Annotated in this window: 13 protein-coding genes; 11 read left to right on the top strand and 2 right to left on the bottom strand. The window is 69.1% G+C overall.

Annotation, left to right across the window (positions count from 1 at the left end; translation table 11 throughout):
* Nucleotides 1-3: 3 nt before the first annotated feature.
* Complete coding sequence (locus IWH25_RS10970; RefSeq protein WP_203385846.1) at nt 4-1,005, bottom strand: oxidoreductase; 1,002 nt, start codon at nt 1,003-1,005, stop codon at nt 4-6.
* Nucleotides 1,006-1,254: 249 nt separating this feature from the next.
* Here IWH25_RS10970 and IWH25_RS19070 point away from each other — a divergent pair, with 249 nt between their 5' ends.
* Both IWH25_RS19070 and IWH25_RS10960 read left to right on the top strand, forming a co-directional pair.
* Nucleotides 1,255-1,782, top strand: a complete 528-nt coding sequence (locus IWH25_RS19070; RefSeq protein WP_275403807.1) for a C40 family peptidase — start codon at nt 1,255-1,257, stop codon at nt 1,780-1,782.
* A gap of 128 nt (nt 1,783-1,910) precedes the next feature.
* The gene (locus tag IWH25_RS10960) at nt 1,911-2,948 is read left to right on the top strand and encodes a Fe(3+) ABC transporter substrate-binding protein (RefSeq protein ID WP_203385844.1); all 1,038 of its coding nucleotides are present in this window, start codon (nt 1,911-1,913) and stop codon (nt 2,946-2,948) included.
* Between the two features lie 69 nt (nt 2,949-3,017).
* Here the strand turns inward: IWH25_RS10960 and IWH25_RS10955 are convergent, their stop codons facing one another.
* A complete protein-coding gene (locus IWH25_RS10955; RefSeq protein ID WP_203385843.1) occupies nt 3,018-4,652 on the bottom strand; it encodes an ABC transporter permease in 1,635 nt (544 codons plus the stop codon).
* Between the two features lie 91 nt (nt 4,653-4,743).
* Between IWH25_RS10955 and IWH25_RS10950 the strand changes: the two genes are divergently transcribed.
* The 9 genes from IWH25_RS10950 to rsxC all read left to right on the top strand — a co-directional run bounded on the left by IWH25_RS10950 (nt 4,744) and on the right by rsxC (nt 12,955).
* Nucleotides 4,744-5,880, top strand: a complete 1,137-nt coding sequence (locus tag IWH25_RS10950; protein WP_203385842.1) for an ABC transporter ATP-binding protein — start codon at nt 4,744-4,746, stop codon at nt 5,878-5,880.
* On the top strand, nt 5,880-6,596 hold the full coding sequence (gene aat / locus IWH25_RS10945; RefSeq protein WP_203385841.1) for a leucyl/phenylalanyl-tRNA--protein transferase: 717 nt from the start codon (nt 5,880-5,882) through the stop codon (nt 6,594-6,596). The genes IWH25_RS10950 and aat overlap by 1 nt, the downstream gene beginning before the upstream one ends.
* Nucleotides 6,597-6,607: 11 nt before the next feature.
* Nucleotides 6,608-7,348 (top strand): arginyltransferase, encoded by a 741-nt coding sequence (locus IWH25_RS10940; RefSeq protein ID WP_203385840.1) that lies wholly within the window; start codon nt 6,608-6,610, stop codon nt 7,346-7,348.
* Between the two features lie 39 nt (nt 7,349-7,387).
* Nucleotides 7,388-8,509: an alanine dehydrogenase gene (gene ald, locus IWH25_RS10935; protein ID WP_203385839.1), complete on the top strand. Its 1,122-nt coding sequence runs from the start codon at nt 7,388-7,390 to the stop codon at nt 8,507-8,509.
* A gap of 179 nt (nt 8,510-8,688) precedes the next feature.
* The gene (locus IWH25_RS10930; protein ID WP_203385838.1) at nt 8,689-8,877 is read left to right on the top strand and encodes a hypothetical protein; all 189 of its coding nucleotides are present in this window, start codon (nt 8,689-8,691) and stop codon (nt 8,875-8,877) included.
* A gap of 115 nt (nt 8,878-8,992) precedes the next feature.
* A complete protein-coding gene (locus IWH25_RS10925) occupies nt 8,993-10,033 on the top strand; it encodes a quinone-dependent dihydroorotate dehydrogenase (RefSeq protein WP_203385837.1) in 1,041 nt (346 codons plus the stop codon).
* Between the two features lie 86 nt (nt 10,034-10,119).
* Nucleotides 10,120-10,704, top strand: coding sequence for an electron transport complex subunit RsxA (gene rsxA / locus IWH25_RS10920; protein WP_203385836.1), 585 nt, complete (start codon nt 10,120-10,122; stop codon nt 10,702-10,704).
* On the top strand, nt 10,701-11,243 hold the full coding sequence (gene rsxB / locus IWH25_RS10915) for an electron transport complex subunit RsxB (protein ID WP_203385835.1): 543 nt from the start codon (nt 10,701-10,703) through the stop codon (nt 11,241-11,243). The genes rsxA and rsxB overlap by 4 nt, the downstream gene beginning before the upstream one ends.
* Nucleotides 11,243-12,955, top strand: a complete 1,713-nt coding sequence (gene rsxC, locus IWH25_RS10910) for an electron transport complex subunit RsxC (protein ID WP_203385834.1) — start codon at nt 11,243-11,245, stop codon at nt 12,953-12,955. Before rsxB ends, rsxC begins: the two co-directional genes overlap by 1 nt.
* Nucleotides 12,956-12,988 lie beyond the last annotated feature (33 nt).

The following is a 12,988-nucleotide window of genomic DNA, read 5'->3' as shown; positions in this document are numbered from 1 at the left end:
CCCTCACCCGCCGGCCCCGCCGACGTCGATCACGACGCGGCCGCGCGCCCGGCCCGCCAGGTACTCCGGAAACAGCGCCGGCAGCTCGGCGAACGGCACCGTCCGCGACATCGCCGCCAGGTGCGGCGGCTTCAGGTCGCTCGCCAGCCGCTGCCAGATGCCGCTGCGGTACGGCTCGCCGATGTAGCCCGAATCGACCCCGAGCAGGCTCACCCCGCGCAGGATGAACGGCATCACCGTCGTGTTCAGCGCGTGGCTCGCCGCCAAGCCGATGCTGGCGATCGTGCCGCCCTGCTTCATCGTGCTCGCCATCCAGGCCAGCACCTCGCCGCCCAGGTTGTCCACCGCGCCGGCCCATTGCGCCCGGTCGAGCGGCCGGATCTTCGCCAGATCCAGCGACTCGCGCAGCAGCACCTCGTCGGCGCCCAGTTCCTTCAGCCACGGCGTCTCGCTCGCCTTGCCGGTGAGCGCGACGACGCGGTAGCCGCGGCGCGCCAGCATGTCGACCGCCAGGCTGCCGACGCCGCCGGTCGCGCCGGAGACGATCACCGGCCCCTTCTCCGGCGCCAGCCCGTTCTCCTCCATGCGCACGATGCCGAGGGCCGCGGTGAAGCCTGCGGTGCCCAGCGCCATCGCCTCGTACAGCGACAGCCCGTCCGGCAGCGGCACCACCCACGCGGCCGGCACGCGGGCGACCTCGGCATAGCCGCCGTGGTGCGCGACGCCGATGTCGAAGCTGGTCGCGATCACCGCCTCGCCCGCCCGGAAGCGCGGGTCGGCGCTCTCCAGCACGGTCCCGGCGAGGTCGATGCCGCCGACGCACGGGAAGCGCCGGATGATCTTGCCCGCCCCGGTGGCCGCCAGCGCATCCTTGTAATTGACGCTGGAGTAGGCGACCTTGATCGTCACCTCGCCGGGGTCGAGCTGCGCCTCGGTCAGCATCGCAAAGCGCGATTCGACCTTGCCTTCGATTTCTTCGATCAGGTAAGCCTTGAACGGGCTCATGCCAGCTCCTCGAGTTGGGCGGGGCAAACCTAATTCATAATTACGAATTATAAACACAAAATCAGCGCGCCGGAAACTTCGCCGTTCGCCCCGCCAGGGCCGCCGGCGCCAAGGAAAGATTACTCCATCCGGGCAAGGCGTTGTCCACCGCGCATGCGCCGGCCGACCCCGCCGGAGGCGCCCGGCGACCCCCGCGGATTCCCCGTCCGAGGTTTACAAGGCCTTGGATTTCAAATACATTTCGCGGCTATGTCGATTTTTTCCCACCGCCCGCTGCTGCGCCGCGCCGCCTCCGTTGTCGCCGGCGCGCTGCTCGCCGCCGCCGTCACCCTGCCGGCGCAGGCGAACGAAGAGCAGCGCCGCAGCGAGGAACCCTCCCTGCTCGAGCGCTATACCAACCGCGCCCAGGACCTGATCCTGAAGGGTTTGGAAATGGTCGGCGTCAGCTACCGCCGCGGCGGCACCGACCCGGACGCCGGGCTGGACTGCAGCGGCTTCGTGCAGCTGGTCTTCCGCGAGTCGGTCGGCCTGATCCTGCCGCGCACCTCGCACGAGATGAGCGAGGTCGGCGACCGCGTCGACCGCAAGGAACTGAAACCGGGCGATCTGGTGTTCTTCAACACGATGCGCCGCGCCTTCTCGCACGTCGGCATCTACCTCGGCGAAGGCCGCTTCCTGCACTCGCCGCGCCCCGGCGGCGAGGTCCGCGTCGAGGACATGGGCAGCAGCTACTGGGTCAAGCGCTACAACGGCGCCCGCCGCATCGTCGAGAACTGAATCGCCGCCACCGAAGCACGCCGCATGCGCGGCGTTTTTTTCGCCACCACTCAATAACAATTCTCATTTACAAGCCAACTTTCCGTCGCTAGAATCGCCGCTGATTTATTCACAGGAGCTTTCCGACCATGAGCCGCACCCTGCCGCAGATCGTTTCCCGCACGCTGGCCGCGACCCTCGTCGCCGCCGCCTTCGCCGGTGCCGCCGGTGCCGAGGAGAAGGTGCTCAACCTCTACTCCGCCCGCCACTACCAGACCGACGAGGCGCTCTACGCCAATTTCACCAAGCAGACCGGGATCAAGATCAACCGCATCGAGGGCAAGGAAGAGGAGCTGCTCGAGCGGATCAAGAACGAGGGCGCCAACAGCCCGGCCGACGTGCTGCTGACCGTCGACGCCTCGCGCCTGGCCAAGGCGCACGAACTGGGCCTGTTCGCACCGGTCAAGTCGAAGACGCTGGAGTCGCGCATCCCGGCCCACCTGCGCACCGACGACTGGTTCTCGTTCTCGACCCGCGCCCGCGTCATCGTCTACAACAAGGCGGCGGTCAAGGCCGACGAGGTGCAGAGCTACGACGACCTCGCCGATCCGAAGCTGAAGGGCAAGGTGTGCACGCGTTCCGGCTCGCACCCGTACAACCTGTCGCTGATGGCGTCGATCATCTCGCATCAGGGCGAGGCCAAGGCCGAGAGCTGGGCCAAGGGCGTCGTCGCCAACTTCGCGCGCGCGCCGAAGGGCGGCGACACCGACCAGATCAAGGCGGTCGCCGCCGGCGAGTGCGGTGTCGCGATTTCCAACTCCTATTACGTGGCCCGCCTGATGCGCTCCGACAAGGCCGACGACAAGAAGGTGATGGAAAAGGTCGGCGTCGTCTGGCCGAACCAGAAGTCCACCGGCACGCACATCAACGTTTCCGGCGGCGGCATGCTGAAGAACGCCCCGCACAAGGAGGCGGCGGTCAAGTTCCTCGAGTACCTGGCCTCGGACGACGCGCAGCGCTATTTCGCCGACGGCAACAACGAATGGCCGGTGGTCGCCGGCGTCAAGGTCGCCAACCCGGCGCTCGACGCGCTCGGCCCGTTCAAGGCCGACACGCTGCCGGTCGGCAACCTGGCGATGTACGCGGTGAAGGCGCAGGTGATCTTCGACAAGGCCGGCTACCGCTGAACCACGCTGCAGCCTCGAAAGACGAACGCCCCGGTCACCCGGGGCGTTTTCATTTGCGGCGTCGCCGGCTCAGCGCCGCGAACGGGCGATCTGCCGGGACAGCGCGATCAGCGGCACCAGGCCGACGGCGACGATCGCCAGCGCCGCGGTCGAGGCCTCGGCGAGGCGCTCGTCGGAGGCGAGCGTGTAGGTCTGCGTCGCCAGCGTGTCGAAGTTGAACGGCCGCATCACCAGCGTCGCCGGCAGTTCCTTCATCACGTCGACGAAGACCAGCAGGCCGGCGGTGAACAGGCTGCCGCGCAGCAGCGGCATGTGCACCCGGCGCAGCGTCTCGCCCTGCGCGCAGCCGAGGCTCTTCGCCGCGTCGTCCATGCTCGGCGTGATCTTCGAGAGGCTGGCGCCGACCGTCTGCAGCGCGACGGCGAGGAAGCGCACGAGGTAGGCGTAGACCAGCGCGGCGATGCCGCCGGTGAGGAGCAGGCCGGGGTTGCTGCCGAAGACCGCCTGCCAGCCGGCGGCGATCCAGTTGTCGAGCCGCGTCACCGGGATCAGCACGCCGACCGCGATCACCGACCCGGGCACCGCGTAGCCGAGTCCGACCATGCGGTTCAGCCCGCGCGCCAAGAGCCCCTTCGACTGCCGCGCCGAATAGGCGAGCACCAGCGCCAGCGCGACGGCGCAGGCGGCGGTGACGCCGGCGAGCACGAAGCTGTTGCGCGCGAGCATCAGGAAGCGCTGGCCGAACTGCGCGTCGCCCTCGGCCAGCGTCAGCCGCAACAGCAGGCCGGCCGGCAGCAGGAAGCCGACCGCGAGCGGCAGCGCGCAGGCGGCGAAGGCGGCAGTGCCGCGCACGCCGGTCAGCCGCCGGCCGGGAAGCTGCCGGTTGCGGCCGGTGGTGTTGTGGAAGCGGGCGCGGCCACGCGACAAGTGTTCGAGCGCCAGCAACAGGATGACGAAGCCGAGCAGCATCGCCGCCAGCTGCGCCGCGGCGATGCGGTCGCCGAGCGAGAACCAGGCGCGGTAGATGCCGGTGGTGAAGGTCTGCACGGCGAAGTAGGAGACGGTCCCGTAGTCGGCCAGCGTCTCCATCAGCGCCAGCGCCGCGCCGGCGGCGACCGCCGGCCGCGCCAGCGGCAGCGAGACGCGGAAGAAGGTCGCCCACGGCCCGACGCCGAGCGTGCGCGCCGCCTCCAGCATGCCGCTCGCGCGCTCGAGGAAGGCGGTGCGGGCGATCATGTACACGTACGGATAGAGCACGAAGACGAACATCGCGACGGCACCGCCGAGCGAGCGCACGTCGGGGAACCAGTAGTCGCCCTTGTGCCAGCCGAAGGTCTCGCGCAGGAAGGTCTGCAGCGGGCCGACGAACTGCAGGAAGTCGGTGTAGACGTAGGCCAGCACGTAGGCCGGCATCGCCAGCGGCAGCACCAGCGCCCACTCGAAGACGCGGCGCCCGGGGAAGTCGTGCATCGCGGTCAGCCAGGCGGTGACGACGCCGACGACGACGACGCCGCTGCCGACGCCGAGGCACAGCCAGAGCGTATTGCCGATGTATTCGGGGAGGACGGTGGCGGCGAGGTGGCGCCAGGTTTCGCCGGTACCACCGGTGAACACGTTGAGCAGGACGCTGGCGATCGGCATGCCGACGAGCAGGGCGACGGCGAGCGAGAAACGGAGCAGTGGGCTAAATCGGGCGCGGGTCATGGTGATCCAGTGTGAATGCGAATTATAATTGACTGGCCGCTCCTTCCGCGCATCCGCGCGTCGTTGGCCGGCACCCGGAAAACCCGTACCCATGGCCCACCTCGAACTCACCGACCTGCAGCAGCGCTACGGCGGACATGTCGTCGTCAACGGCGTCTCCTTCGCCGTCGAGGCCGGCAGCATCGCCTGCCTGCTCGGCCCGTCGGGCTGCGGCAAGACGACGCTGCTGCGCTGCATCGCCGGCTTTGAGCCGGTGGTCGCCGGCGAGATCCGCCTCGAGGGACGCACGGTCAGCCGACCGGGTTTCTCGTTGGCCCCGGAGAAGCGGCGCATCGGCATGGTCTTCCAGGACTACGCGCTGTTCCCGCATCTCACGATCGCCGGCAACGTCGCCTTCGGCCTCGGCACGCTGGCCGAGCCGGCGCGCGCCGCGCGCGTCGAGGAACTGCTCGCCACCGTCGGCCTCGCCGGCCAGGGCGGCAAGTATCCGCACGAACTCTCCGGCGGCCAGCAGCAGCGCGTCGCGCTGGCGCGCGCGCTGGCGCCGAAGCCGGAGCTGATCCTGCTCGACGAGCCCTTCTCCAACCTCGACGTCGACCTGCGCGAACGCCTCTCGCACGAGGTGCGCGAGATCCTCAAGCGCGAGGGGATGACGGCGATCCTGGTCACCCACGACCAGAACGAGGCCTTCGCGATGGCCGACGAGATCGGCGTCATGGACGGCGGCCGCATCCAGCAGTGGGACACGCCGTACAACCTCTACCACCAGCCGGCCAACCGCTTCGTCGCCGACTTCGTCGGCCAGGGCGTGTTCCTGCCCGGCGAGGTGATCAGCCAGCACGAGGTCGAGGTCGAACTCGGCCGCCTGCACTCGGTGCTGCCGCTCGAATGCAGCGAGGGTTGCGGCACCTGCGGCAAGCCCTGCGGGGTCGAGGTGCTGCTGCGCCCGGACGACATCGTCCACGACGACCGCAGCGCGCTGCAGGCGGAAGTCGTGCACAAGGCCTTCCGCGGCGCCGACATCCTGTATACGCTGCGGCTGGCGAGCGGCATGCGCGTCCTCTCGCTGGTCCCCTCGCACCACAACCACGCGCTCGGCGAGAAGATCGGCATCCGCCTCGACGTCGACCACGTGGTCGCCTTCAAGACGCCGCTGCGCACTTACCACGCGGCGCAACCGGCGGAACCGACCGTCCGCCCGGTGGCATTCGCCGCGCCGGCCGCCTGATGCTCCCCTGGCTCGTCGCCGACGCGCCCTTCCCCCCGCTCGAACTCGCCCTCGCCGACCCCAACGGCCTGCTCTGTGCCGGCGGCGACCTGTCGCCGCAGCGCCTGCTCGCCGCCTACCGGCACGGCATTTTCCCGTGGTTCTCCGACGGCCAGCCGATCCTGTGGTGGTCGCCGGACCCACGCATGGTGCTGTTCCCCGACGAGTTCAGGATCTCGCGCTCGCTCAGGAAGACGCTGCGCGCCGACGGCTACGAGGTGCGCCTTGACAACGACTTCGCCGCGGTGATCGACGCCTGCGCGCACACCTGGCGCCCCGGCCAGCCCGGCACCTGGATCACCGCCGAGATGTGCGGCGCCTACAGCCGGCTGTTCGAACTCGGCTGGGCGCATTCGGTCGAAATCTGGGTGGCGGGCGACAACGGCGACGAACTCGTCGGCGGCCTTTACGGGCTGGCGATCGGCCGCATGTTCTACGGCGAGTCGATGTTCTCGCGGCGCCGCGACGCCTCGAAGATCGCTGCCGCCCACCTCGCCCGCTTTCTTGGGGAGCGCGGTTTCGGCATGATAGATTGCCAGATGCGCACCGAACACCTCGCCTCGCTCGGCGCCCGCGAGATTCCGCGCGCCGAGTTCGCGCAGCGCCTGACCGCGCTGGTCGAGGCCGGCGCGCCCGGACGCTGGCCGACGGACGGCGCGGCGTTCGCCTGGCGTTGAACGGAGGCTCCGTGTCGCGACTGAACGATTCCGAACTGCCCTTCTCGCTGCTGCAGTTCTATTCGACTTCCCCCTACACCTGCAGCTACCTGCCGGACGAGACCGCACGCTCGCAGGTGGCGACGCCGACGCACCTGATCACCACCGAGGTCTACAACGAGCTGGTGCGGGCCGGCTTCCGCCGCAGCGGCGTGTTCACCTATCGCCCGCACTGCGACCACTGCCGCAAGTGCGTGCCGGTGCGCCTGCCGGTCGACCGCTTCGTTCCCGACCGCAGCCAGCGACGCGCGTGGAAGGCGCACGCCGGCTTGCGCGCGCGCGAACTGCCGCTCGCCTTCCACGCCGAGCACTATGCGCTCTACCTGCGCTACCAGAGCGCCCGCCACGCCGGCGGCGGCATGGACCAGGACAGCCACGAGCAGTACGCCCACTTCCTGCTGCAGAGCCGCGTCGACACCCGGCTGGTCGAGTTTTCCGACGACGACGGCCTGTGCATGGTGAGCATCATCGACGTACTCGGCGACGGCCTGTCGTCGGTGTACACCTTCTTCGATCCGGAGGCGCCGGGCGCCAGCTTCGGCACCTACAACATTCTGTGGCAGCTGGCGCAGTGCCGCGCGCTCGGCCTGCCCTACCTGTACCTCGGCTACTGGATCAGGGAGAGCCCGAAGATGGCCTACAAGGCCCGCTTCCGGCCGATCGAGGGGCTCGTCGACGGCGAGTGGCGCGAGCTGACCGACCCCGCACCGTAGGCCGCGGGAACGCCGTCCAACCATTCAGGGAGAAGACAAATGCAGATCGGCGTACCGAAGGAAATCAAGGTCCATGAATACCGCGTCGGCCTGACGCCCGCCAGCGTCCGCGAACTGGTCGCGCACGGGCATGCGGTGCTGGTGCAGCAGGGCGCCGGCGCCGGCATCGGGCTCGCCGACGACGCCTACCTCGCCGCCGGCGCGATGCTGGCCGACAGCGCCGAGGAAGTCTTCGCCAGCGCCGAACTGATCGTCAAGGTGAAGGAGCCGCAGCCGGCGGAATGCCGGATGCTGCGTCCGCAGCAGACGCTGTTCACCTACCTGCACCTCGCCCCCGATCCGGAGCAGACGCGGCTGCTGCTCGCCTCCGGCGCCACCGCGATCGCCTACGAGACGGTCACCGGCCCCGGCGGCGGCCTGCCGCTCTTGGCGCCGATGAGCGAGGTCGCCGGTCGCATGGCGATCCAGGCCGGCGCCGCCTGCCTGGAAAAGGAGCGTGGCGGCGCCGGCCTGCTGCTCGGCGGCGTGCCCGGCGTGCCGCCGGCGAAGGTGGTGATCCTCGGCGGCGGCACCGTCGGCGGCAACGCCGCGCAGATCGCCGTCGGCGTCGGCGCCGCGGTGGTCGTGCTCGACCGCTCGATCGACCGCCTGCGCCAGCTCGACGCCCGCTTCGGCAACCGCATCCGGACGATCCACCCGACCCGCGAGAGCATCGAGCGCCACGTGCTCGACGCCGACCTCGTCGTCGGCGCCGCGCTGGTGCCAGGCGCCGCGGCGCCGAAGCTGGTGAGCGCGGAAATGGTGCGGGCGATGCGGCCGGGCTCGGTGCTGGTCGACGTGTCGATCGACCAGGGCGGCTGCTTCGCGACCAGCCGGCCGACCACGCACGCCGACCCGACCTACCTGGTCGATGGCGTAGTGCACTACTGCGTCGCCAACATGCCCGGCGCCGTGCCGCGCACCTCGACCTTCGCGCTCAACAACGCCACCCTGCCCTTCGTCCTCGCGCTCGCCGGCAAGGGCTGCCGACAGGCGTTGCGCGACGACCCGCAGTTGCGCGCCGGCCTCAACGTGATCGACGGCGCGCTGACCTGCGCGCCGGTCGCCGAGGCGCAGGGACTCGACTGGTTCGAGGCGATGGCGAAACTCGGCCCGGGCTGACGGCACCATCCGCCGGCCGCCGGCTGTTGCAGCACAACATGTACAAAAACTGAGCAAAAACCGCGTCGTTTATGACTTTAGTAATAGGATAACGTCATTCATTTATTGCTCTGCATCAAAACAATTGAAATAAAACGGGACTAGCATGTTCCATGACAGCCAACCAACGGGAGCATGTCATGGCAACGCCGAAGACCAGCTTTTCCGAAGCCCGCGACGCCTTCGTCAAGGCGCTCACCGACTACCAGACCGCGACCCGCGACATGAGCCTCGCGCTGCAGCGCATCTCCGAGCGCAGCACGTCGTTCTACCAGTCGCTGCAGACGGTGGTGAACACCTCCGGCTCGCTGATCGCGCCGCGGCGCTGACGCGCCGGACCGGCGTCGCCGGCGCCGGCGGAAAGCGGCGGTCGACAGCGAGAAGGCAGGCGCCGCGGCGCTTGCGGCCGCCCCTTTCCATGCTGCATTGCGGTAAAATCGCGGGATGCTCTATCCCCTGATCCGCAAATTCTTCTTCGCGCTCGACGCCGAGGATGCCCACGGCATCGGCATGCGCGGCGTTTCCCTGCTCTCCTGCTCCGGCCTCGCCGGCGTGCTGGCGAAACCGGTGCCGGCCTGCCCGGTCGAGGTCATGGGCCTCAAGTTCCCGAACCCGGTCGGGCTCGCCGCCGGCCTCGACAAGAACGGCGACCACATCGACGGCCTCGCCGCGCTCGGCTTCGGCTTCCTCGAAATCGGCACGATCACGCCGCGCCCGCAGCCCGGCAACCCGCGCCCGCGCCTGTTCCGCATCCCCGAGAAGCAGGCCATCATCAACCGCATGGGTTTCAACAACGCGGGCGTCGACCGGCTGATCGCCAACGTGCGCGCGGCGAAGTTTCCGCAGCGGGGCGGCATCCTCGGCATCAACATCGGCAAGAACTTCGACACGCCGATCGAGAAGGCCGCCGACGACTACCTCGCCTGCCTGGAGAAGGTCTATCCGCTGGCCAGCTACGTCACCGTCAATATTTCGAGCCCGAACACCAAGAACCTGCGCGAGCTGCAGAAGGACGAGGCGCTCGACGCACTGCTGGCGCCACTGAAGGCCGCGCAGCAGCGACTGGCCGACACGCACGGCCGCTACGTGCCGCTGGCACTGAAGATCGCGCCGGACCTCGAGGACGCCCAGATCACGGCGATCGCCGACCTGCTGCGCCGGCACCGCATGGACGGCGTCATCGCCACCAACACGACGATCTCGCGCGCCGGCGTCGAGGGCCTGCCCAACGCCAGCGAAACCGGCGGCCTCTCCGGCGCACCGCTGTTCGACGCGTCGACCGCAGTGGTGAAGCAGCTCGCTGCGGCGCTCAAGGGCGAGCTGCCGATCATCGGCGTCGGCGGCATCATGAACGGCGAAGACGCGGCGGCGAAGATCGCCGCCGGTGCGAGCCTCGTCCAGTTCTATTCCGGCTTCATCTACCGCGGCCCGGAACTGGTCAGCGAGGCGGCAGCGGCGATCGCTAGAATGCCGCGCCGGGCCTGAATTTCCGACCAAAGCCCCCGCATCGATTGCGGTTGTTTGATACAAACCAATAGCCGATAATTCGCCGCCCGTATCATTTCGCGACCATGACCCACTACCTCTTCGTCCTCCTCGGCGCCGTTCTGGTGAACAACGTCGTCCTGGTGAAGATCCTCGGCCTGTGTCCGTTCATGGGCGTGTCGAAGAAGCTGGAAACGGCGTTCGGCATGGGCGCCGCGACCACCTTCGTGCTGACCGTCGCCACCGGCGCCAGCTACATCATCGACCACTACCTGCTGATGCCCTTCGGGCTGGAATACCTGCGCACGCTGTCGTTCATCGTCACCATCGCGGCCATCGTCCAGCTCACCGAGATGGTCATCCAGAAGACCAGCCCGGTGCTGCATCAGGTGCTCGGCATCTACCTGCCGCTGATCACAACCAACTGCGCGGTGCTCGGCGTGCCGCTCCTGAACATCGCCAACAAGCACGACTTCGTCGACTCGCTGCTGTTCGGCGCCGGCAGCGCGGTCGGTTTCTCGCTGGTGCTGGTGCTCTTCGCCGGCATCCGCGAGCGCATCGAGGGCGCCGACGTGCCGCAGCACTTCAAGGGCGCTGCGATCGCGATGATCACCGCCGGCCTGATGTCGCTGGCCTTCATGGGCTTCGCCGGACTGGACAAGTACCAATGATCACCGCCATCGCGATCATGGCGCTCGGCGCCATCGTCCTCGGCGCCGCGCTCGGCTACGCATCGATCAAGTTCAAGGTCGAGGGCGATCCGCTGGTCGAGAAGATCGACGCCATCCTGCCGCAGACGCAGTGCGGGCAGTGCGGCTATCCCGGCTGCCGTCCGTACGCCGAGGCGATCAACAAGGGCGAGGCCGACATCAACCTGTGCCCGCCGGGCGGCATCGAGGGCGTGCAGCGCCTGGCCGACCTGCTCGGCCGCGAGGTGAAGCCGCTGGAAGCGGAAGAGAAGCCGAAGGCGGTCGCCTTCATCGACGAGCAGACCTGCATCGGCTGCACGCTGTGCATCCAGGCCTGCCCGGTCGACGCCATCGTCGGCGCCGCCAAGCAGATGCACACCATCGTCGACGACCTGTGCACGGGCTGCGAGCTGTGCGTGCCGCCGTGCCCGGTCGAGTGCATCACGATGGAGCCGATCGGCGAGAACCTCGACAACTGGAAGTGGAAGTATCCGGTGATCGAACTGAAGAAGGTCGCCTGATGCTGCAACTGTTCAAGTTCAAGGGCGGCGTCAAGCCGCAGACCAACAAGACGCAATCCGTCGCCGCGCCGATCGGCGTCGCGCCGCTGCCCTCGCGCCTGTTCGTGCCGCTGCACCAGTCGATCGGCGGCACGCCGCGGCCGCTGGTGCAGACCGGCGAGCGCGTGCTGAAGGGCCAGTTGATCGGCGCCGCCGACGGCTGGATCTCGTCGGCCGTGCACGCGCCGACCTCGGGCACCGTGCGCGCCATCGCCGAGCACGTTGCCGCCCACCCCTCGGGCCTGACCACGCTGTCGGTCGAAATCGAGCCGGACGGCCGCGACGAATGGATAGCCCGCACGCCGATCGACCACGGCGCGATGGCGCCGGAGGCGGTGCGTGAGCGCCTGCGCGAAGCGGGCGTCGTCGGCCTCGGCGGCGCCGTGTTCCCGACCCACGGCAAGCTCACCGCGTCGAAGACGGTGCCGATGGAGGAGCTGGTGATCAATGGCGCCGAGTGCGAGCCGTACATCACCTGCGACGACCTGCTGATGCGCGAGCGCGCCGAAGAGGTCATCCGCGGCGTCGGCGTCTTCCGCGACCTGCTGCAGCCGAAGCGCGTGCTGATCGGCATCGAGGACAACAAGCCGGAGGCCGTCGCCGCGCTGCAGGCGGCGGTGGCGAGGCTCGGCGAGGACTTCGCGGTGGTCGCCGTGCCGACGCTGTACCCGGCCGGCGGTGCCAAGCAGCTGATCCGCGTGCTCACCGGCAAGGAGGTACCGTCGACGAAGCGCTCGACCGACCTCGGCGTGCAGTGCTTCAACGTCGCCACCGCCTACACCGCATGGCGCGCCGTCGCCCACGGCGAGCCGGTCGTCTCGCGCATCGTCACGCTGACCGGCAACGTCGAGCGCCCGCGCAACTGGGAAGCGCTGCTCGGCACGCCGCTCTCCGAATTCGTCGCGCTCGGCGCGCCGAAGCCCGACACCGACGGCTACCTGATGGGCGGGCCGATGATGGGCTTCGCGATGCCGGGCATGGACGCGCCGCTGGTCAAGGCCACCAACTGCATCATCGCTTCGTCGCCCACGCTGTTCCCGCCGAAGGCGCCGGAGATGCCGTGCATCCGCTGCGGCGAGTGCGCCAAGGTCTGCCCGCACGAGCTGCAGCCGTTCGAGCTGTACTGGTTCTCGCGCGCGAAGAACTTCGGCAAGACGCAGGAGTACCACATCTTCGACTGCATCGAATGCGGCTGCTGCAGCTTCGTCTGCCCGAGCCGGATTCCGCTGGTGCAGTACTTCCGCTTCGCGAAGAGCGAGATCTGGGCGCGCGAGAAGGAGAAGAACGCCGCCGACCAGGCCAAGGCGCGCTTCGAGTGGAAGACCGAACGCGACGAACGGGAAAAGGCGGAAAAGGCCGAGAAGCTGGCCAAGGCCGCCGCCGCGCAGGCGGCGAAGAAGGCGGCGGAAGCCGCCGCGGCCGCGGCGGCGGGGGCCGACGCCAGCGCCGCACCGGCCGCCGACGCCCCGGTCGACGCCGAGGCAGCGAAGAAGGCCGCGATCGCCGCCGCGCTGGAGCGCGCCCGCGCGCAGCGCGAGGCGGCCGCCCCGAAGAACACCGAACAGCTGACACCGGCGCAGCAGCGGGAGATCGCCGCGGTCGACGCGCTCCGCCGGCAGGCCGGCATCGAGCCCGCCGCCGACCCCGCCCCGGCCGAGGAGCCGAAACCGTGACCGACTTCAGCACGCCGCCCTACCTGTTGAAGA

Origin of the sequence: Azospira restricta (assembly GCF_016858125.1) — a bacterium.
Lineage (GTDB): Bacteria > Pseudomonadota > Gammaproteobacteria > Burkholderiales > Rhodocyclaceae > Proximibacter > Proximibacter restrictus.
This window is presented reverse-complemented; position numbering and strand designations above follow the sequence as displayed.

Coding starts and splice junctions, on each gene's coding strand:
- IWH25_RS10970 (WP_203385846.1), bottom strand. CDS start 1,005: ATGAGCCCGTTCAAGGCTTACCTGATCGAAGAAATCGAAGGCAAGGTC.
- IWH25_RS19070 (WP_275403807.1), top strand. CDS start 1,255: ATGTCGATTTTTTCCCACCGCCCGCTGCTGCGCCGCGCCGCCTCCGTT.
- IWH25_RS10960 (WP_203385844.1), top strand. CDS start 1,911: ATGAGCCGCACCCTGCCGCAGATCGTTTCCCGCACGCTGGCCGCGACC.
- IWH25_RS10955 (WP_203385843.1), bottom strand. CDS start 4,652: ATGACCCGCGCCCGATTTAGCCCACTGCTCCGTTTCTCGCTCGCCGTC.
- IWH25_RS10950 (WP_203385842.1), top strand. CDS start 4,744: ATGGCCCACCTCGAACTCACCGACCTGCAGCAGCGCTACGGCGGACAT.
- aat (WP_203385841.1), top strand. CDS start 5,880: ATGCTCCCCTGGCTCGTCGCCGACGCGCCCTTCCCCCCGCTCGAACTC.
- ald (WP_203385839.1), top strand. CDS start 7,388: ATGCAGATCGGCGTACCGAAGGAAATCAAGGTCCATGAATACCGCGTC.
- IWH25_RS10930 (WP_203385838.1), top strand. CDS start 8,689: ATGGCAACGCCGAAGACCAGCTTTTCCGAAGCCCGCGACGCCTTCGTC.
- IWH25_RS10925 (WP_203385837.1), top strand. CDS start 8,993: ATGCTCTATCCCCTGATCCGCAAATTCTTCTTCGCGCTCGACGCCGAG.
- rsxA (WP_203385836.1), top strand. CDS start 10,120: ATGACCCACTACCTCTTCGTCCTCCTCGGCGCCGTTCTGGTGAACAAC.
- rsxB (WP_203385835.1), top strand. CDS start 10,701: ATGATCACCGCCATCGCGATCATGGCGCTCGGCGCCATCGTCCTCGGC.
- rsxC (WP_203385834.1), top strand. CDS start 11,243: ATGCTGCAACTGTTCAAGTTCAAGGGCGGCGTCAAGCCGCAGACCAAC.